This is a genomic window from Mycobacterium sp. SA01, assembly GCF_041287105.1.
Classification (GTDB): domain Bacteria; phylum Actinomycetota; class Actinomycetes; order Mycobacteriales; family Mycobacteriaceae; genus Mycobacterium.
On sequence record NZ_JBGGNO010000005.1, the window covers coordinates 22,073 to 41,347 of the forward strand.

General features: G+C 65.2%; 18 protein-coding genes and 2 tRNA genes. 9 read left to right on the top strand and 11 right to left on the bottom strand.

Annotated features, from left to right (window positions below; all coding sequences use genetic code 11):
* Positions 1–3 precede the first annotated feature (3 nt).
* The 3 genes from AB4879_RS00375 (at position 4) to AB4879_RS00385 (ending at position 2,667) form a co-directional block, all read left to right on the top strand.
* Positions 4–1,035, top strand: a complete 1,032-nt coding sequence (locus tag AB4879_RS00375) for a Gfo/Idh/MocA family protein (RefSeq protein ID WP_370505954.1) — start codon at positions 4–6, stop codon at positions 1,033–1,035.
* Between the two features lie 118 nt (positions 1,036–1,153).
* Positions 1,154–1,921 (top strand): SDR family oxidoreductase, encoded by a 768-nt coding sequence (locus AB4879_RS00380; RefSeq protein WP_370505955.1) that lies wholly within the window; start codon positions 1,154–1,156, stop codon positions 1,919–1,921.
* A gap of 26 nt (positions 1,922–1,947) precedes the next feature.
* Complete coding sequence (locus AB4879_RS00385; RefSeq protein ID WP_370505956.1) at positions 1,948–2,667, top strand: dienelactone hydrolase family protein; 720 nt, start codon at positions 1,948–1,950, stop codon at positions 2,665–2,667.
* A gap of 75 nt (positions 2,668–2,742) precedes the next feature.
* On the opposite strand, the gene trxA is transcribed toward AB4879_RS00385, so the two are convergent.
* From trxA to AB4879_RS00400, 3 genes are read right to left on the bottom strand one after another with little or no spacing between them, the layout of a single operon-like run.
* Positions 2,743–3,102, bottom strand: coding sequence for a thioredoxin (gene trxA / locus AB4879_RS00390; RefSeq protein ID WP_370505957.1), 360 nt, complete (start codon positions 3,100–3,102; stop codon positions 2,743–2,745).
* Between the two features lie 60 nt (positions 3,103–3,162).
* Positions 3,163–4,365: an FAD-dependent oxidoreductase gene (locus AB4879_RS00395; RefSeq protein WP_370505958.1), complete on the bottom strand. Its 1,203-nt coding sequence runs from the start codon at positions 4,363–4,365 to the stop codon at positions 3,163–3,165.
* Between the two features lie 22 nt (positions 4,366–4,387).
* Positions 4,388–5,767, bottom strand: a complete 1,380-nt coding sequence (locus AB4879_RS00400) for a rhodanese-like domain-containing protein (RefSeq protein WP_370505959.1) — start codon at positions 5,765–5,767, stop codon at positions 4,388–4,390.
* A 274-nt stretch (positions 5,768–6,041) separates the two neighbouring features.
* Between AB4879_RS00400 and AB4879_RS00405 the strand changes: the two genes are divergently transcribed.
* The gene (locus tag AB4879_RS00405; RefSeq protein ID WP_102805699.1) at positions 6,042–6,374 is read left to right on the top strand and encodes a rhodanese-like domain-containing protein; all 333 of its coding nucleotides are present in this window, start codon (positions 6,042–6,044) and stop codon (positions 6,372–6,374) included.
* A 6-nt stretch (positions 6,375–6,380) separates the two neighbouring features.
* Here the strand turns inward: AB4879_RS00405 and AB4879_RS00410 are convergent, their stop codons facing one another.
* The 3 genes from AB4879_RS00410 to AB4879_RS00420 form a co-directional block, all read right to left on the bottom strand.
* Entirely contained in the window at positions 6,381–7,001 is a 621-nt protein-coding gene (locus tag AB4879_RS00410; protein ID WP_370505960.1) for a DsbA family protein, read from the bottom strand.
* Positions 7,002–7,028: 27 nt separating this feature from the next.
* Positions 7,029–7,397 carry a carboxymuconolactone decarboxylase family protein gene (locus AB4879_RS00415; protein WP_036344352.1) on the bottom strand — a complete coding sequence of 123 codons (369 nt, stop codon included), beginning with the start codon at positions 7,395–7,397 and terminating at the stop codon, positions 7,029–7,031.
* A gap of 106 nt (positions 7,398–7,503) precedes the next feature.
* Positions 7,504–9,678, bottom strand: a complete 2,175-nt coding sequence (locus AB4879_RS00420) for a glutamine synthetase III (RefSeq protein ID WP_370505961.1) — start codon at positions 9,676–9,678, stop codon at positions 7,504–7,506.
* A 486-nt stretch (positions 9,679–10,164) separates the two neighbouring features.
* On the opposite strand from AB4879_RS00420, the gene AB4879_RS00425 reads away from it, so the two are divergent.
* Genes AB4879_RS00425 through AB4879_RS00440 form a run of 4 tightly spaced genes read left to right on the top strand, consistent with a single transcriptional unit; the run spans position 10,165 to position 14,401 of the window.
* Positions 10,165–10,929 carry a hypothetical protein gene (locus AB4879_RS00425; RefSeq protein ID WP_370505962.1) on the top strand — a complete coding sequence of 255 codons (765 nt, stop codon included), beginning with the start codon at positions 10,165–10,167 and terminating at the stop codon, positions 10,927–10,929.
* Positions 10,930–10,965: 36 nt separating this feature from the next.
* On the top strand, positions 10,966–13,308 hold the full coding sequence (locus AB4879_RS00430) for an FdhF/YdeP family oxidoreductase (RefSeq protein ID WP_370505963.1): 2,343 nt from the start codon (positions 10,966–10,968) through the stop codon (positions 13,306–13,308).
* Positions 13,296–14,120: a formate dehydrogenase accessory sulfurtransferase FdhD gene (gene fdhD / locus AB4879_RS00435; RefSeq protein WP_370505964.1), complete on the top strand. Its 825-nt coding sequence runs from the start codon at positions 13,296–13,298 to the stop codon at positions 14,118–14,120. The genes AB4879_RS00430 and fdhD overlap by 13 nt, the downstream gene beginning before the upstream one ends.
* A 2-nt stretch (positions 14,121–14,122) precedes the next feature.
* A complete protein-coding gene (locus AB4879_RS00440; protein WP_158248981.1) occupies positions 14,123–14,401 on the top strand; it encodes a hypothetical protein in 279 nt (92 codons plus the stop codon).
* A gap of 14 nt (positions 14,402–14,415) precedes the next feature.
* On the opposite strand, the gene clpX is transcribed toward AB4879_RS00440, so the two are convergent.
* From clpX to AB4879_RS00465, 5 genes are all read right to left on the bottom strand, one after another.
* A complete protein-coding gene (gene clpX, locus AB4879_RS00445; protein ID WP_083120235.1) occupies positions 14,416–15,696 on the bottom strand; it encodes an ATP-dependent Clp protease ATP-binding subunit ClpX in 1,281 nt (426 codons plus the stop codon).
* A gap of 336 nt (positions 15,697–16,032) precedes the next feature.
* The gene (locus tag AB4879_RS00450; RefSeq protein WP_240176935.1) at positions 16,033–16,680 is read right to left on the bottom strand and encodes an ATP-dependent Clp protease proteolytic subunit; all 648 of its coding nucleotides are present in this window, start codon (positions 16,678–16,680) and stop codon (positions 16,033–16,035) included.
* Positions 16,673–17,260, bottom strand: coding sequence for an ATP-dependent Clp protease proteolytic subunit (locus AB4879_RS00455; protein WP_102805706.1), 588 nt, complete (start codon positions 17,258–17,260; stop codon positions 16,673–16,675). The genes AB4879_RS00450 and AB4879_RS00455 overlap by 8 nt, the downstream gene beginning before the upstream one ends.
* A gap of 104 nt (positions 17,261–17,364) precedes the next feature.
* On the bottom strand, positions 17,365–18,804 hold the full coding sequence (tig, locus tag AB4879_RS00460) for a trigger factor (RefSeq protein ID WP_370505965.1): 1,440 nt from the start codon (positions 18,802–18,804) through the stop codon (positions 17,365–17,367).
* Positions 18,805–18,856: 52 nt separating this feature from the next.
* Positions 18,857–18,930, bottom strand: a tRNA-Pro gene (locus AB4879_RS00465).
* Positions 18,931–19,063: 133 nt separating this feature from the next.
* On the opposite strand from AB4879_RS00465, the gene AB4879_RS00470 reads away from it, so the two are divergent.
* Positions 19,064–19,137: transfer RNA gene (locus tag AB4879_RS00470), tRNA-Gly, on the top strand.
* The last annotated feature ends 138 nt before the right edge of the window (positions 19,138–19,275 follow it).

Sequence of the window (19,275 nt, forward strand, 5' to 3'; positions counted from 1 at the left end):
CCCATGTCTGACCTTCGTGTCGCCGTACTCGGTGTCGGCATCATGGGCGCCGACCACGTCGCCCGCCTGACGTCGACGATCTCCGGCGCCCATGTGACCATCGTCAACGACTACCTCACCGACAAGGCCAAGCAGATCGCTGCGGGCCTGCCGGGTTGCCGGGTGGTCGCCGATCCGCTGGACGCCATCGCCGACCCGGACGTCGACGCCGTCGTGCTGGCCACGCCGGGACCCGCCCACGAGAAGCAACTGCTGGCCTGCCTGGAGCACGGCAAGCCGGTGCTGTGCGAGAAGCCGCTGACCACCGATGTGGAGACCTCGTTGGAGGTGGTCAAACGTGAGGCCGAGCTCGGAAAGCGGCTCATTCAAGTCGGTTTCATGCGCCGCTTCGACCACGAGTACGCCGCGCTGAAAGCGATGCTGGACTCGGGCGAACTGGGTCGCCCGCTGGTGTTGCACTGTGCGCACCGCAACCCCGCCGTGCCGCCGTCATTCGACAGCGCGATGATCGTCCGCGACTCGCTGGTGCACGAGGTCGATGTGACGCGCTTCCTGTTCGACGAAGAGATCGTCTCCATCCAGATCATCACGCCGTCGGCCAACCCGGGGGCGCCCGACGGGGTGGCCGACCCACAGATCGCCATCATGCGCACCGCATCCGGCAAGCATGTTGATGTCGAGCTGTTCGTGACCACCGGTGTGGCTTATGAGGTACGCACCGAGGTGGTTGCCGAAAAGGGCAGCGCCATGATCGGTTTGGACGTCGGCCTGATCCGCAAGACCGCGCCGGGCACCTGGGGAGGCCAGATCACGCCCGGCTTCCGGGAACGCTTCGGGCAGGCCTACGACACGGAGTTCCAGCGCTGGGTGGCCGCGGCCCGGGAGGGGTCATCGACCGGAAATTACGTAGACGGCCCGTCGGCGTGGGACGGCTACGCCGCCGCGGCGGTATGCGAAGCCGGCGTCCAGTCGCTGCGCGGCGGCATGCCGGTTGAGGTCCAGATGGTGGCCCGCGAGACGATCACGGGCGCGTGAGATGAGAACGCTCGCGAACTTTCGCGCTACCAGTTGGCGACGATGACGGACTACGTCGCGAAATACCGCGCCTGCCGGTAGGTGTTGACCCCAGGTAACCGACACCGAGGAGCAGACCATGGCCGCAACCAACGGCAAAGCCATCGAGGGCAGCATCGCACTGGTCACAGGCGCCAACCGCGGCCTCGGCCGGGCGTTCACCCAGGCGCTGCTGGACCGCGGCGCCACCAAGGTCTACGCCGCCGCCCGTAACCCGAGCAGCGTCGCGTTCGACGATTCGCGGGTGGTACCGGTCGCCCTGGACATCACCGACGCTGACGCCGTGCGCGCCGCGGCGCAGGCCTGCGCCGACGTGTCGGTGTTGATCAACAACGCCGGCGCCATGCTGCAGTCGCCGTTCCTGACCGCCGAGGATCCCGATGCCGCCCGGGTCGAGATGGAGACCAACTACTTCGGCACGCTGGCGATGGCACGCGCGTTCGCGCCCGTCCTGGCCGCACAGCCGGGCGGCAGCGCACTGGTGAATATGCTGTCGGTGGTCAGCTTCTTCGTCTCTCCCTTCAACGCCTCCTACGGGGCTTCCAAGGCCGCCGAGTGGGCGTTGACCAACGCGCTGCGGATCGAGTTGCGCGGCCAGGGCACGCATGTCGTCGGTGTGCACGCCGGGTTCATCGACACCGATATGGCCGCGGTGATCGACGGCCCGAAGATCGCACCCGAGGACGTCGCGGCCCAGACCATGGACGCCATCGAGGGCGGCTCGCCCGAGGTCCTGGCCGACGAGCGCACCCGGATGACGAAGAATTCGGTACCCACCGATCAGACGTCGATCTACCCGGACATCCAGAAAGCCTGGGACGCCGGCAACAACCCCTGGCGGAGTTGATCACCTAACGGGCAAGATGCCCTTCCATGGAGACCACGTTTCCCGCTCCGGCGGGCCCGCTGCCTGCCTATCAAGCACGGCCGGCCGGCGACGGACCGTGGCCCGGCGTCGTGATCGTGCACGACGCGATGGGCATGACGGGTGACATCAAACGCATCACCGACCGGTTCGCCGACAACGGCTACCTCGCGATCACCCCGGCGCTGTATCACCGGGGTAATCGGCTGCTCTGCGTGGTGCGCACCCTGCAGGCGTTCAAGAACGGCAAAGGGACCGCCGTCGATGACCTCATCGCCGCCCGCGACCACCTGGTAGCCGACCCGGCGTGCAACGGCAAAGTCGGCGTGATCGGATTCTGCATGGGCGGTGGGTTCTGCCTCGTGCTGGCACCGACCGGGCACTTCGACGCCTCGGCCCCCAATTACGGGGAATGGCCCTCGGACATCTCGGCGATCCCGAACTCGTGCCCGACCGTGGCCAGTTACGGCGCCAAGGACTGGATGCTCAAGGGTGCGGCCGACAAACTGGAAGACCTGCTGTCGACCAACGACGTGCCGCGCGACATCAAGGAATATCCGACTGTCGGGCATTCCTTCATGAACAACTGGGACACCCCGCGACCGGTGAAGGTCATCGAACGCGTGGTGAAGATGAACTATTCACGCCCCGAAGCCGAGGACGCCTGGCAGCGGGTGTTCGCGTTCTTCAGCGAACACCTCAGGGATTCCGGGCCGGCCGGTAGCTAAGGCTCCGGAGTACGACCGTCGACCGTCGAGCGTCCCGCTCTCGGGCAACTTTCAGGTGTTGGGGCCGAATACCATTCAGGACTTCGCGGCGATCTTGGCGCGGACGTCTTCCATGTCGAGTTCCTTGACCCGGGTGATCAGGTCCTCGAGTGCGGCAGCCGGCATCGCACCCGGCTGGCGGTAGACGAGGATGCCGTCGCGAAACGCCATGATCGTCGGGATGGCTTGGATCTCCAGTGCGGCGGCGAGTTCCTGCTGCGCTTCCGTGTCGACCTTGGCGTGAACCACGTCGGGGTGCGACTTCGACGAGCGGTCGAAGATCGGAGCGAAGGCGCGGCACGGGCCGCACCAGGAAGCCCAGAAGTCGATGAGCACAACTGGATTCTCGGTGACCGTCGCTTCGAAGTCGGCGGCGGTCAGGTTGCTGGTTGTCATTGTGATTCCTTTCCTTTGGGATCCTTTGGGATGCAAGTCTTCTGTGTTGCAAGCGAATTGCTAAGCCAGGCCCTTGAGCATCAGATTCCAGTACATGAACGGGAGCCCGTACTTCTTCAGGTACCAGTAGGCGCGATGCGGCGTGGTCGGATTGAGCAGAGGGAATGTGGGTTCCAACTGCAGGTCGTAGTCGAACTCGGCGAGCAGCATCGCGTGCGACGAGGTGATGATCGGGCACGAGGAGTAACCGTCGTACGATGCCCGCAGTGGCTGGTTCGTCAAGAACGCGTCGATGTTGTCGGCGACCACGGGGGCTTGTTTGCGGATCGCGGCACCCGTCTTTGAGTTCGGCGACGAACCAGCGTCACCCAGACTGAACACATTCGGGTACCGCACATGTTGCATTGTGTGCTTGTCGATATCGACGTAGCCCATTGCGTCACCGGTCGACAGCGGACTGGTCTTGATCCAGTCCGGCGCCGACTGCAGCGGGACGGCGTGCAATACGTCGTACGGCAGCATGGTGTCCGTCCCGCCGGGGGCGACGCTGGTGATGCCGACCTTGCGCGCCGCGGCGTCGACCGACGTCACTTCGGAACTGGTATGCAAGGTGATTCCGTAGTCGGCGATGACCTTGTCGAGGCTGTCCGCGATCGCCGGAATGCCGAACGGCCGCGCACCCGGCATGACCAGGTGGACGTCGATGTCGGAGAGCACTCCCTGCTTGCGCCAATAGTCTGATGCCAGGTAGGCGATCTTCTGCGGGGCGCCGGCGCACTTGATGGCGCCGGACGGAACGGTGAACACCGCGGTTCCCGAACGCAGGTTACGGATGAAGTCCCAGGTGCGCGGTGCGAGGTCGAACCGGTAGTTCGACGAGACCCCGTCGTGGCCCAGGGCGTCCTCCAGGCCCTCGGTGCGGTTCCAGTCGAGCTGGATGCCCGGGCTCACGACGAGCACGTCATACTCGTAGGTCGCTCCGTCGACGCACGTCACCGTGTTGTCGTCGGGGGCAAAGGCACTGGCGGCGTTCTTGATCCAGGTGGCGCCCTTGGGCATGACTGAGGACTCGTCGCGCTCGGTCGTCGAGGCCTTCGCCTGTCCGGCGCCGACCAACGTCCATAACGGTTGGTAGTAGTGCTTGCTCGACGGTTCGATCACGGCGACGTCGGTGTAGCCCTTACGGAGCATCCGCGCCGCGACGGTGATACCGGCAGTTCCGCCGCCGACGATCAGGATCTGATGTTTGGCTGTGATGGTCATGGTGTCTGTCCTCCTTGGAAAATCAGGCGTTCTGGTGGGCGTCGTCCCAGGCGCCATAGCCGCCCAGGATGTCGCTCACATCGGGGAAACCGTTCTGCCGCAACAGGCTCGCGGCGACCGACGACCGGTAGCCGCCGGCGCAGTACACGACGGTGGGCTTGGTGGGATCCAGTTCATCCAATCGGGAAGGCAACTGGCCGACCGGAATCGCAATGGCATTCGGAACGGCGCCCGCCGCGACCTCACCCGGGTTGCGCACGTCGACAATCTGTAGGTCAGCCAGCTCCGCGGCGCGCTGATCGAATGCCTGGGCGGTCAGCCGGGAGGCAACTGCAACGTCGCCGGGATTCTTGAACATCACTTCGAAAGGCTTGTCCAGGTAGCCGATCACCCGATCGAAACCGATCCGGGCGAGCCGGTTCTTGCCTTCCAGTTCCTGACCGGGTTCGGTCAAGAGGACGATGTCGACGTCGGACGGAAGCACCGATCCGGCGAACTCGGCGTAACGACCTTCGAGTCCGATGTTGATCGCGCTGCGAAGATGGCCTTGGGCGAATTCCTCAGGGGTTCGCCCGTCCACGAGGACGGCGCCTCCGTCGATCGCGGCACGGACCTGGTCGTAGGTCATGGCGGGCGGCATCTTGGTCTCATCCAGCAGTCCGCGATCCTTGCGGTTGAGGATGGCGTCGTAGACGAAATACCCGGGTGCGGGCGGCTGACCCTCCGTGACGAGGCTCATGAACGTCGTCTTGTCGGGTGCGCGCAGCGCGTAGTTGGTCGCCTTCTGGTCACCCATCGTCGACCACAGGTCCGTTGACAGGTTCTTGCCGCAGGCCGAGCCGGCACCGTGTGCGGGATACACCCGCGTCGCGTCAGGCAGCGTCATCAGCTTGTCGTGCAGCGAGTGGTACAGCTTGTCGGCGAGCTCCTCGCGGGTGAATCCAATCGAGGCGAGTAGATCAGGCCGGCCGACATCGCCGATGAACAAGGTGTCCCCGGTCATCACGCCATAGGGAACGGAATCGCCGGCGTGCTCGTAGACCACCACGCTCATCGACTCCGGCGTGTGGCCGGGAGTGTGTCGGAACTCCAGCGTGACGTCACCGAGAGAATAGCGCTGGCCGTCGGCAACGCCCATGGAGTCGAACTCGGTCTCCGCGACCGAGGAGTAGACGATCTTCGCCCCGGTCGCCGCGGCCAGCTCCAGGTGGCCGGACAGAAAATCGGCGTGGAAATGGGTTTCGATCACCAACTCGATGGTCAACCCACGCTTCTTGGCATCGGCCACATACTCCGCCACGTCACGCTGCGGGTCGACAACGACTGCACGGCCGGTGGTTTCATCACCGATCAGGTACGAAGCGTGGGACAGGCAGTCCAGGTAGTACTGCTGCAGAATCATCGCCGTCTTCCTTCTTGGTCTGTCGGCATCGCCATATTGGCTATACCCCTATGGGTATCATAATGTACCCCAGGGGGTATCTTATTCCGATGCTTCGAACTGTGACGGACCAGACAATCCGCGGGTGCTAACCCCTCCTCTATATACCCCCGCGGGTATATGATGTGACTATCGAAGGAAGCCAGGACGGTCCGCGGTGAACACCGCCCCTTCTGGCATCCCAGGCATCCCGGCCGGCGCATCGATTCGGCCATCCGAGGGAAAGGCGAGTGTGATGAATGTGTTGGAGATCGACCCCACCGGCGCGATGGAGCTTGTCAACAACGCCGGCGCCGTCCTGCTCGACGTACGCGAGGACGACGAGTGGAGCGCCGGACACGCTCCTGGAGCGATTCATGTGCGACTCGGCGACTTGGACGCGCGCACCTTCGAAACAGCCGCGCCGATTGTGGCGGTGTGCCGGTCGGGGAACCGATCCGGCTCGGCGGCAACGAAACTCGCAGCTGCCGGGTTGACCGTCTACAACCTGGTCGGCGGTATGGGGGCTTGGCAGCGGATCGGGCAACCCGTGATCCGCGATAACGGTGCGCCCGGCACCGTCATCTGACTGGAATCAGCCGAAGACGCGTTCGACGAACGCCTCCGTGCCCTGTTTCCAGGCGACGACGAAGTTGCCGACATCGTCGCGGCTGATTGCCAGCCCGGGGCAAAACCAGTCCCCGCCGTCCTCGGTGAAGAAGTGCGGTGAGCCCACCACACCCCGAGCGCGGCCCTCATCCCAATCAGCTTGGACCGCAACCAACGTCGACTCCGCGTCGAGAGGTGCCAGGCCGAAGCGATCGGCGATGGATTCGACCACCTCAGTTCGCCCGATATCAAGCCCCTCTTCGAAAACCGCGTTGCGCAGCGCTAAGCCGACTTCTTCGATCAGCACGGGATCGCCGACGCGGTCAGCAGCAGCGGCCAGCGCGTATGCGGTCATCGACGTTCTCGGGAAAGCATCGGGCGTGAAGCCCCCGAAGAGGTCGGGACGCACCGACGACCGCAGCGCCGAGATCTCAGCACCGACGTGGTCGGGGTCAAGCGGGCTGCCGTTGATCAATTCGAGCGGCCAGGCTCGGATACGCAGGCGTGGTTCGGCCAGTCCGCGGTCACCGCGCCGGTCGACCAGCGTCCGCAGCCCAACGTGGGTGAATGGACACAGGACGTCGGCAAAGACCTCGACGGTACGCATGATCGCCTCCTACGTTAAACCAAGGCGCTACGAGGGCTGAGGTCCAGCGGCGTCGGCGAATTCGCAGAAAGCCGTGTAGGCGCGCGCGCCGTAGATGGTGGCCGGGCCGCCGTGCATCATGATGCTGACACCGATGATCTCGGCCGCCTCCTGCTTGGTGGCACCCGCGCGGGCCGCACCACGGGCGTGCGAGGCGATGCATCCGTCGCAGCCCTGGACGACTCCGATCACCATCGCGATCAGTTCCTTGATCTTGGCCTCGACCGCGCCGCCGCCCATCGCCGCCCGACTCAGCGCACCGAACCCGTCGTAGACCTCGGGAATCATCTGGCGCAGGGCCCGGTGCTGTGGGTTCAGTTCGCTGAGCACATCCGAGTGGTGATCATGATCCGTCATGCGCGCAACCCTATGTCGCAGGCAGACAAAACAGCAGGGACTTTCGACCCTACGACGACAATGCCGACGCCCGAGATTCCCGGGCGTCGGCATCGACATCGCAACTTCAGAGGATGTAGAGCATCTCCTGGTAGGTGGGCAGCGGCCAGAGGTCGTCGGCAACAAGGCTTTCCAACGTGTCCGCGGCCGCACGCACCGCATCCATCAGCGGCAGCAAGCTCGCCGCGTGCTCGGCCTCCTCCTTCGAGGTGTCGCCGCCGTGTGCACCCAGCGCTTCCTTGAGTGCGGCCAACGCGGCGGTCAGCTCCGAAATCGGCGTGGACACGGTCTCCAGCAAGGTGGTGTTTGCCTCCACCCCGGCTGCTTTCAGCGCCGCGACGTTCTGCGCCAACTCGGTCTGGTACCGAACGGCCGCAGGCAGGATCACCGTCGAGCCCATCTCGAGGGTCAACTTGGCTTCGACGCTGACCGTCAGGGCATATGTCTCGTACCGGACCTCTTCGCGGCTGTGCAGCTCCCGAGCGTTGAAGACCCCGTACCGCTCAAAGACCTCGATCGCCTCCGGTGTCACCAGCTGCGGAATGGCATCGAGTGTCGTCTTCAGGTTCGGCAGGCCGCGCTCGGCCGCCTCGATCTGCCAGTTCTCCGAGTAACCGTCGCCGTTGAACACGACTGCACCGTGCTCGGTGATGATCTCGGTGAGCAGCTTCTGCACCGCCTCGTCGAAGCTCTCGCCGCCAGCGACGGCCGTCTCCAGCACGGTGGCCATGTAGTCGAGCGAATCGGCCATGATGGTGTTGAGAATGATCATCGGGACATTGATCGTCTGCCCCGAGCCCGGCGCGCGGAACTCGAATCGGTTGCCGGTGAACGCAAATGGACTGGTCCGGTTTCGGTCGCCCGGATCGGTCGGCAGCTCGGGCAGCGTGTCGACACCGATGTGCATGACGCCCTTGCCCTTTGACGACGTGGCCGCCCCCTTGGCGATCTGCTCGAACACGTCGGCCAGCTGAGCGCCGAGGAAGATCGAGATGATGGCCGGCGGTGCCTCGTTCGCGCCAAGTCGGTGATCGTTGGTGGCCGAGGCCACGGAGACCCTGAGCAACCCACCGAACTTGTGCACGGCACGGATCACTGCGGCACAGAACACCAGGAACTGGGCGTTCTCATGTGGGGTATCACCCGGCACCAGCAGACTGCCGAATTGAGCGTTGCCCATCGAGAAGTTGACGTGCTTGCCAGAACCATTGACACCGGCGAACGGCTTCTCGTGGAACAGGCACTCCATGCCGTGCTTCTTGGCGATGTTGCGGAACGTCGTCATCAGCAGCTGCTGGTGGTCGGCCGCGATGTTGGCCCGCTCGAACATCGGCGCGATCTCGAACTGGCCTGGCGCGACCTCGTTGTGGCGGGTCTTGGCCGGGATGCCGAGCTTGAACAGCTCTCGCTCGGTGTCCATCATGAACGCCAGCACCCGGTCGGGAATGGCACCGAAGTAGTGGTCGTCGAATTCCTGACCCTTGGGCGGTTTCGCACCGAACAGCGTGCGGCCGGCGTTGATCAAATCGGGACGAGCCAGGAAGAAGTGCCGGTCGACCAGGAAGTACTCCTGCTCAGGGCCGCAGAACGACACGATGTGATCGAAATCCTTGTGGCCGAACAACTTCAGGATTCGCTCAGCCTGTGCACCCATCGCCTGCTGGCTACGCAGCAGCGGGGTCTTGAAATCGAGAGCCTCACCGGTCATCGACACGAACACGGTCGGGATGCACAGGGTGTTGCCGTTCGGGTTCTCCAGAATGTAGGCCGGGCTGGTGACGTCCCAGCCGGTATACCCGCGCGCCTCGAACGTGCTGCGCAGACCGCCCGACGGGAAGCTCGATGCGTCGGGCTCGCCCTGAATCAGGGTCTTACCTGCAAATTCGGCGAGTGTCGCGCCGTCGCTCACCGGCTCCAGGAAGCTGTCGTGCTTTTCGGCGGTGAGACCGGTCATCGGGTAGAAGACGTGCGCGTAGTGGGTCGCGCCCTTCGACAATGCCCAGTCCTTCATCACCGAGGCGACGGCGTCGGCGACTGCCGGATCGAGCTTCGCGCCCTTCTCGATGGTCGCGACGACCGACTTGTACACCGATTTAGGCAGCCGAAGCCGCATTTCGGCCAGGGTGAAGACGTTGGCGCCGAAGATCTCGCCTGGCGCTTCGCCCGGATCGAAGCTGAAAGGGGGAGGCTCGTACGCCTCGACATTGACGATCGCCTGAAGGCGGGCCGCGTTTCCGCTCAACTGTCTTTCCTCTGCACCCAAGACGCCCCCGTCTGCTCGCGGGCGTGTGACCGGCCCACGTTAGGTCGCTTCCATGCCGATCTCGTTACGCCTGCGTCAACGACAGAATGCGGCCTGATCCGCAACAACTTTTCGCAAACTAAAATTGAGCAAACAAATACCGGGTTCAACTGGGGTTTCCGCACGTAGATCAGCTAAAAAAGAAATATTGACGAGTTGCCAAATTTTTGTTCAGCAAGGATTCAAACGTCGTATACCGGGTACAGGGAGATTTGAATTCAACCTCTGGGGGTAGATATGTTCCGATCAACCGTCATCGCACCGCTAGCCGTCTGTGTCGTCGTGGCAGGGACGCCGACACTCGATCCGCACGGTTCGCCGACCTCACCGATAGCCACGCACACGAGCGCGTTCCAACTCACCAGCCTGGACAGCGCTGCTGCATGGCACAACCTGCAGCCGGCGTCGGCTGCTGCAGTCCCCGGCGTGCCGTTACCCTTCGGCCTGCCACAGGTTTTGGCGATCATGACGGCGCTGGCCGCGTTCAATCCAGACGCCGCCGCGACGATGCAGTTCATCAACACCGAGTTGCTCGACCAACTGGCGCAAGGCACGCCGCTGGGTGAGGCAATGGTCAATGTCAGCCTGCTCCTGTCCCCACCGACCGGCGGCGACCTGAGCTCACCGCTGTCGGGGATTCTGAATCAGATCGGCCCGATGATCGCGTTGGCTCCCACCGTGATCGGCGGTGCGTTCACGGTTCTCGCGGCCATTCCCGAGGCGGCGCTACCAGTCGTCGGGGCAGTGGTGGATGCCTTCATCAAGACCGCCGCCGCAGCGGGTTCGGATGGATTCGGGGCGGCCGTGCAAGCCGGCATCACTGAGGTGGTGACCGCCGCAGCCAAGGGCATCGCCATGATGGTCGACGTCGTCAGGAATGTGCTGCAGTCCATCTCGGCCACCCTGACCGGCGGATCCGCCTCGGCAGCCGTGGCCCCGGCCGCAGCCCGGGCCCTCCGCACTCCGAGCGGCCGCCTGGCAGCCGGCGACACCACCAAGGTCGACGCGAGCACCACGCGCGCCACCGCCTCCGCCACGTCGGCGCGAGGCGTCGCGGGAGCCCGGCCCAGGCACTCGTCTTCCGCCGCGGCGTCCGCCACAGCCACCGCCAACCGCCGGCCCAGCGATTCGCCTCGAGCACGCGACACCCGCCCGACGGGCAGCAAGGGGACCGCCAAGTCCGCCCGTTAGTGTCGGCGGCCGGCACGGCGGCCTAGATTTGAGGGTATGAGCACCGGCCGCGACATCCCCGCCGACTATGACGAACGAGCCGTCAACGTCAGCGACCGCAAAGACGAGGCCGCCGGGGTGAAGGCCGTGATGGTCACCATGCAGCGCGCCCTGGAGCAGATGGGTCCCGTCCGAACCCTGTCCACCCTGGCACGGATCAACCAGCGCCACGGCTTCGACTGTCCCGGGTGCGCGTGGCCCGAGGAACACGACAATCGCAAGCTCGCCGAGTTCTGCGAGAACGGCGCCAAAGCGGTGGCCGAGGAGGCCACCAAGCGCCGGGTCACCCCGGAGTTCTTCGCCCGCCATTCGGTGGCCGAGCTGGCCGCCAAGCCCGAGTACTGGCTGTCCCAGCAGGGGCGGCTCACTCACCCGATGGTCCTTCGCCCCGGTGCGCAGCACTACACCCCGATCGGGTGGGACGACGCCTACCGGCTGATCGCCGACCACCTCACCGGGCTGGCATCCCCGGACGAGGCCGTGTTCTACACCTCCGGCCGCACCAGCAACGAGGCCGCGTTCCTCTACCAGTTGCTGGTACGCAGCTTCGGCACCAACAACCTGCCGGACTGCTCCAACATGTGTCACGAATCATCAGGCACCGCGCTGATCGACTCCATCGGCGTCGGCAAGGGCTCGGTGACCGTCGACGACATCGAGCACGCCGACGTGATCGTGATCGCCGGGCAGAATCCCGGCACCAACCATCCGCGGATGCTGTACGTGCTGGAGAAGGCGAAAGCCAACGGCGCCAAGATCATCGCCGTCAATCCGCTCCCCGAGGCGGGCCTCATCCGATTCAAGGATCCGCAGAAGGTCCACGGGGTGGTCGGGCATGGTGTGCCGATCGCCGACGAGTTCGTCCAGATTCGCCTGGGCGGTGACCTCGCTCTGTTCAAGGGGCTGGGCCGGCTGCTGGTGGAGGCCGACGACCGCGCCCCCGGCAGTGTGATCGACCGCGAATTCGTCGACGCGCACTGCCACGGATTCGACGAGTATCTCGCCGAGGCCCGCTCGGTCGACCTCGACACCGTCACCGACGCCACCGGTATCGACCGCGCGCAGCTCGACCGGGTCGCCGGCATGCTCGCGGGGTCGCAGCGCACGATCGTGTGCTGGGCGATGGGTATCACCCAGCACACCCACGCCGTCGCGACGATCGCCGAGATGACCAACCTGCTATTGCTGCGCGGCATGATCGGAAAGCCCGGCGCCGGGGTATGCCCGGTGCGTGGTCACTCCAATGTTCAGGGCGACCGCACGATGGGGATCTGGGAGAAGGCGCCCGAGCCGTTCCTTGCCGCGCTCGACACCCGATTCGGCATCGCCAGTCCCCGCAAGCACGGCTTCGACACCGTCGACGCGATTCGGGCGATGCGCGACGGCCGGGCTTCGGTGTTCCTCGCGATGGGCGGCAACTTCGCCTCGGCCACCCCGGACACCGCGGTCACCGAGTCGGCGCTGAGCACCTGCGCGCTGACCGTGCAGATCTCGACCAAGCTCAATCGCAGCCACGTGGTGCACGGGCGCACGGCATTGATCCTGCCCACCCTGGGCCGCACCGACCGCGACCTGGTGAACGGTCACAAACAAGTTGTCTCGGTTGAAGATTCGATGTCGATGGTGCACCTGTCGCGCGGTAGCCTGACACCGCCCAGCGACCAGGTCCGCAGCGAGGTCGCGATCATCTGCCAGCTGGCCCGCACCGTGCTGGGCGCCGATCACCCGGTCCCGTGGGAGAGCTTCGCCGCCGACTACGACACGATCCGCGACGCGATCGCCGAGGTGGTGCCGGGCTGCGCCGACTACAACACCCGGGTGCGTCAGCCCGATGGCTTCCAATTGCCGCATCCGCCACGGGATTCCCGTGAATTCCCGACCGTCACGGGCAAAGCGAACTTCGCGGTGAACCCGATGCGGTGGGTGCCGGTACCGCCGGGGCGGCTGGTACTGCAGACACTGCGCAGCCACGACCAGTACAACACCACCATCTACGGTCTGGACGACCGCTACCGCGGCGTCAAGGGCGGGCGCCGTGTCGTGTTCGTCAACCCCGCCGACATCGAGTCCCTCGGCCTCGCCGAAGGCGACCGCGTCGACCTGGTGTCGGAGTTCACCGACGGCGCGGGCCAGCTGCAGGAACGCCGCGCCAAGGACTTCCTGGTGGTGCCCTACTCCACGCCGGTCGGTAACGCCGCCGCCTACTACCCCGAGACCAACCCCCTCGTACCGCTGGATCACGTTGCCGCCCGGTCGAATACGCCGGTGTCGAAGGCGGTCGTCATCCGGCTGGAACCGGGTGGACAGAACCCCGAGAAAGGCGCCGCATGGGCAGGGTGACCGCGCGGCGACGGGCCAGTCACGTCTACGACGGCACCGCCACCGAGCGTCCGGAGACGCTGGTGGTCGAGGAGCCGCTGGAGATCCGGGTGAACGGGACCCCGCTGACGGTCACCATGCGCACACCGGGATCCGATGTCGAACTGGCGCAGGGCTTCTTGCTGACCGAAGGACTCATCGCCCATCGCGACGACGTGCTCACCGTGCGGTATTGCCGCGGCGCGGAGGCCGACGGGGTGAACACCTACAACGTCCTCGACGTGACGCTGCGCCCCGGCATACCGATGCCGGACGTCGACGTGACCCGAAACTTCTACACCACCTCCTCGTGCGGGGTGTGCGGCAAGGCTTCGATCGACGCGGTGCGACTCACCAGCCAGCACTCCCCCGGCGACGACCCGGCGACGGTCCAGGCTTCGGTGTTGACCGCGATGCCGGACCAACTGCGCTCGGCGCAAAAGGTTTTCGCCAGCACCGGTGGACTGCACGGGGCGGCGCTGTTCACGACGGGCGGCGCGCTGCTCGCCGTACGTGAGGACGTCGGTCGCCACAATGCCGTCGACAAGGTCATCGGGTGGGCTCTGGAAGCCAAGCACATCCCGCTCAGTGCCACGGTGCTGCTGGTCAGCGGCCGCGCGTCGTTCGAGCTGACCCAGAAGGCGGTGATGGCCGGCATTCCGGTGCTGGCCGCGGTGTCCGCGCCGTCGTCACTGGCCGTCGACCTCGCCACCCAATCGGGCCTGACGCTGGTCGCGTTCCTGCGTGGGGAATCGATGAACGTCTACAGTCGGGCCGACCGCATCCGCCACTGACCGTGGGTCAGTTGTTCCCCGGAATCGCCGTCGGCGGCGGCGGGGCCTTCACCGTCGGCGAGAAGCTGTTGGGTCCGCCACCGTCCGAGCCCTTTTCCGTCGGCGAGGGCGGCGCAGGCACGCTGCTGCTGACCGGCGTGGTGGTGGTGGTGGTCGTCGTCGGCGTGCTGGTCGTCGGCGCAGGCTTCTCGTTGGAACTACAGGCCGTGGTGATACCCAGCAGGCCAACAGTGACGGCTACCGCGGCCACCGCGGACCGGTGGCGGAGTCTCTTCATGTAGAGACCGTACGACGCCTAGGCGGACTTGTCGCGGCGCTCGGGGCGCGCAGGCTTGCGCGGCACGATCGTCGGCAGGACGTTGTCCTGGACGGTCTCCTTGGTCACCACGACCTTGGCGACGTCATCGCGGCTGGGGATGTCGTACATCACCGGCAGCAGGACTTCTTCCATGATCGCGCGCAGACCGCGGGCACCGGTGCCGCGATGGATCGCCTGATCGGCGATGGCGTCGAGGGCGTCGTCGGCGAATTCGAGCTCGACACCGTCCATCTCGAACAACCGGGTGTACTGCTTGACCAAGGCGTTCTTCGGCTGGGACAGGATCTGCACCAACGATTCCTTGTCCAGGTTGGTCACCGAGGCCACCACCGGCAGACGACCGATGAACTCCGGGATCAGCCCGAACTTGATCAGATCCTCGGGCATCACCTCGGCGAAATGGTCCTGGGTGTCGATCTCGGCCTTGGACTTGACCTCGGCGCCGAAGCCCAGACCGCGCTTGCCGACACGGTCGGAGACGATCTTCTCCAGCCCGGCGAACGCACCCGCAACGATGAACAGCACGTTGGTGGTGTCGATCTGGATGAACTCCTGGTGCGGATGCTTGCGGCCACCCTGCGGCGGAACCGATGCCTGCGTGCCCTCGAGGATCTTCAGCAATGCCTGCTGGACACCCTCGCCGGACACGTCGCGCGTGATCGACGGGTTCTCGCTCTTGCGGGCGATCTTGTCGACCTCGTCGATGTAGATGATGCCGGTCTCGGCGCGCTTCACGTCGTAATCGGCGGCCTGGATCAGCTTGAGCAGAATGTTCTCGACGTCCTCGCCCACATATCCGGCTTCGGTCAGCGCGGTGGCATCGGCGATCGCGAACGGCACGTTGAGCATCTTGGCCAGCGTCTGCGCCAGGTAGGTCTTTCCGCAGCCGGTCGGGCCGAGCATCAGGATGTTGGACTTGGCCAGCTCCACCGGCTCGGCGCGGGAGTCACGGTGCTTCTCCTGTGCCTGGATGCGCTTGTAGTGGTTGTAGACGGCGACAGCCAGCGTGCGCTTGGCGGTGTCCTGCCCGATGACGTAGTTCTCCAGGAACTCGCGGATCTCGGCCGGCTTGGGCAGCTCATCGAGTTTGACGTCGTCGGCGTCGGCCAACTCCTCTTCGATGATCTCGTTGCAGAGGTCGATGCACTCGTCGCAGATGTAGACGCCCGGACCCGCTATGAGCTTCTTCACCTGCTTCTGACTCTTACCGCAGAACGAGCACTTCAGCAGGTCACCGCCGTCTCCGATACGCGCCATGGTGGTGGGGTCCTACTTTCCTTCGCCGGGTCTTCGATCGTTGCTATCAAGTCCGCGTTGGGCTCTGTCCCGACGCTACCCGCTTGCTCCGCCGCGGTGCGACAGATAAAGACGAATCGCGCCAGTGGTATTCGTGCGTGATGGTGAACATATCCCCTGACGCCGCTCTCGTCGCCTCGGAACGTTTTGGCGTGTCGCCGCTGTTACCAAACCGAGAGGCGCGCGGCTGCGCCACCCGTGCAGTGTCGTCGAGGCGTTCGCCGAACGCCGCGACCCGACGGGCCGCGGCGGGCGCGAACATCGGATGCCGCCGGGTGGGCCCGGCAGCCACCGTCATCAAGCGTTCTGAGCCGAGAGCTTCCGGTACTCCAGGACCGTGTCGATGATCCCGTACTCCTTGGCGTCGGCCGCGGTGAGGATCTTGTCGCGGTCGGTGTCCTTGCGGATCACAGCCGGATCCTTGCCGGTGTGGCGGGCCAGCGTCTCTTCCATCAGGGTCCGCATCCGCTCGATCTCGGCGGCCTGGATCTCCAGGTCGGAGAACTGGCCCTGGATGACCCCGCCCAGCGACGGCTGGTGGATGAGCACGCGGGCGTTGGGCAGCGCGAGGCGCTTGCCCGGGGTGCCCGCGGCCAGCAGCACCGCGGCAGCCGAGGCGGCCTGCCCCAGGCACACCGTCTGGATGTCGGCGCGCACGTACTGCATGGTGTCGTAGATCGCCATCAGCGAGGTGAACGAGCCACCCGGTGAGTTGATGTACATGGTGATGTCGCGATCGGGATCCAGCGACTCCAGCACCAGCAGCTGGGCCATGATGTCGTTGGCCGAGGCGTCGTCGACCTGGACACCCAGGAAGATGATGCGTTCCTCGAACAGCTTGTTGTAGGGGTTGGATTCCTTGACGCCCCAGCTGGAGTGCTCGACGAACGACGGCAGGATGTAGCGGCCCTGCGGCGCCAGCCGCGGATCTGTGTAATCAGGCATTGGTCGCTCCGTTGAAGTTCGCGTGGGTGATGATGTGGTCGACGAAGCCGTACTCCAGCGCTTCCTGAGCCGTGAACCAGCGGTCACGGTCCGAGTCGGCCTCGATGCGCTCGATCGTCTGGCCGGTGAACTCGGCGTTGAGCCGGAACATCTCCCGCTTGATGAGCGCGAACTGCTCAGCCTGGATGGCGATGTCGGCCGCACCGCCGGTGATCCCGCCCAACGGCTGGTGCATGAGGATGCGGGCGTGCGGCAGCGCGTAGCGCTTGCCCTTGGTGCCCGCCGCCAGCAGGAACTCACCCATCGACGCGGCCATGCCCATCGCGTAGGTGGCGACGTCGCACGGCGCGAGCACCATGGTGTCGTAGATCGCCATGCCGGCGCTGATCGAGCCGCCCGGCGAGTTGATGTAGAGGTTGATGTCCTTCGTCGGATCCTCGGCGGCCAGCAGAAGGATCTGCGCGCACAACCGGTTGGCGATGTCGTCATCGACCTGGGACCCCAGGAAGATGATGCGCTCGGCGAGCAATCGCTCGTACACCGAGTCAGTGAGGTTCAGCCCTGGCGCGCCCGAACGCATATGAGTCACGACTTGATACCTGCTTTCTACGGCTTTGTTCTACCCGACCCTAACGAACCCACGGCGGAGCGCACTCCCGGGAGAGTGCGCTTTCGCTGTCGGCGTTATTCGGACTTCTCGGCTTCCTGCTCAACGTCCTTCTCGATGGCCTCGGCGTCTTCGGCGACCTCGTCGATGTCGACGTCGTCGGCGTCGGCCACCACTTCGTCGTCCTCGGCTCCGGCCGGCGGGCCGAAGAACTCGGCGGTGTCGACGACGTTGCCCTCGCTGTCGGTGACGGTGGCCGCCTCGACCACCGCGGCGACGGTCAGGCCACGGCGCACGTCGGCGAACATCGCAGGCAGCTGGTTGTTCTGCTGCAGGATCTGCAGCAGCTGCGCCGGCTCGATGCCGTACTGCCGCGACATCAGCACCAGCCGCTCGGTCAGATCGTTCTGACCGACCTGGATGTCGAGGTCGTCGGCGATCGCGTCCATGAGCAGCTGCGTCTTGACGGCCTTCTCGGCGGCCTCACGGGTTTCGGCGTCGAACTTCTCTCGCGAGCTGCCCTCGGCTTCGAGCGTCTCCGCGAACTTGTCCTCGTCATGGTCGAGACCGTGGATCGCATTGTGCACGGTCTGGTCGACCTGGGCCTGCACGATGGCCTCGGGCAACGGCACCTCGGTCTTCTCCAGCAGCAACTCGAGGGCGTTGTCGCGAATCTTCTCGGCCTGCTGAATGCGCTTGACGCGTTTGACCTGCTCGACGAGGTTCTCGCGCAGCTCGTCGATGGTGTCGAATTCGCTTGCCAGCTGCGCGAATTCGTCGTCGGCCTCGGGAAGCTCGCGCTCCTTGATCGACTTGACGGTGACGGTGACCTCGGCGTCGGCGCCGGCGTGCTCGCCGGCGGCCAGCTTGGTGGTGAAGACCTTCGACTCCCCCTCGGACAGCCCGACGATGGCGTCGTCGAGGCCGTCGATCAGCTGACCGGAGCCGACCTCGTGGGACAGGCCTTCGGTGGCGGCGTCGGGAAGCTCTTCGCCGTTGACGGTGGCCGACAGATCGATCGACACGAAGTCGCCGGTCTGGGCGGGCCGCTCGACGCCCTTGAGGGTGCCGAAGCGGGCGCGCAGCGACTCCAGTTCGGCGTCGACTTCCTCGTCGTTGATCTCGATCGCCTCGACCTCGATCTTGAGCGCGCTCAGATCAGGGAGTTCGATCTCGGGTCGCACGTCGACCTCGGCGGTGAACACCAGTTCCTCGCCGTCCTCGATCTTGGTGACCTCGATCTCGGGCTGGCCCAGCGGCGTCACCTCGGTGGCGGTGACGGCTTCGCTGTAGCGGCTGGGCAGCGCGTCGTTGACGACCTGCTCCAGCACCGCGCCACGGCCGATGCGGGCCTCGAGCAGCTTGGCCGGCGCCTTGCCGGGGCGGAAGCCGGGCAGCCGGACCTGCTTGGCGAGTTCCTTGTAGGCCCGGTCGAAGTCGGGCTGCAATTCCGTGAAGGGCACCTCCACATTGATGCGAACCCGGGTCGGGCTCAACTTCTCGACGGTGCTCTTCACGGCGGTACTCCTCGGTTCAGTCTTGTTCTCGTGCGGGACTTCGTTGGGCGTGTCGGGGTGACAGGATTTGAACCTGCGGCCTTCCGCTCCCAAAGCGGATGCGCTACCAAGCTGCGCTACACCCCGGTGCTGTATTTCTTGCGCCCGAATCCTACGGCCCGATGCCTGCTCAGCGGCAATCGACCTCTGCGACGCGCTTCCAGGTGGGCCGATTCGGATTTGATCAGGTCGACCGGTACATTTGGGCTCACGCAAACACGCGGGCGTAGCTCAATGGTAGAGCCTCAGTCTTCCAAACTGATTACGCGGGTTCGATTCCCGTCGCCCGCTCCATGTGATGTATCAGGACATAGGAATAGCTCTGAACCCTTGTTGGGGGTTTAGGGCTTTTTCTTTGGGCGGCCGCAGGGCACGCCGCGGGGTTGATAGTCCCTGGTGGGGTCGATGGTTAGCTCGCGGATGAGTTCGCCG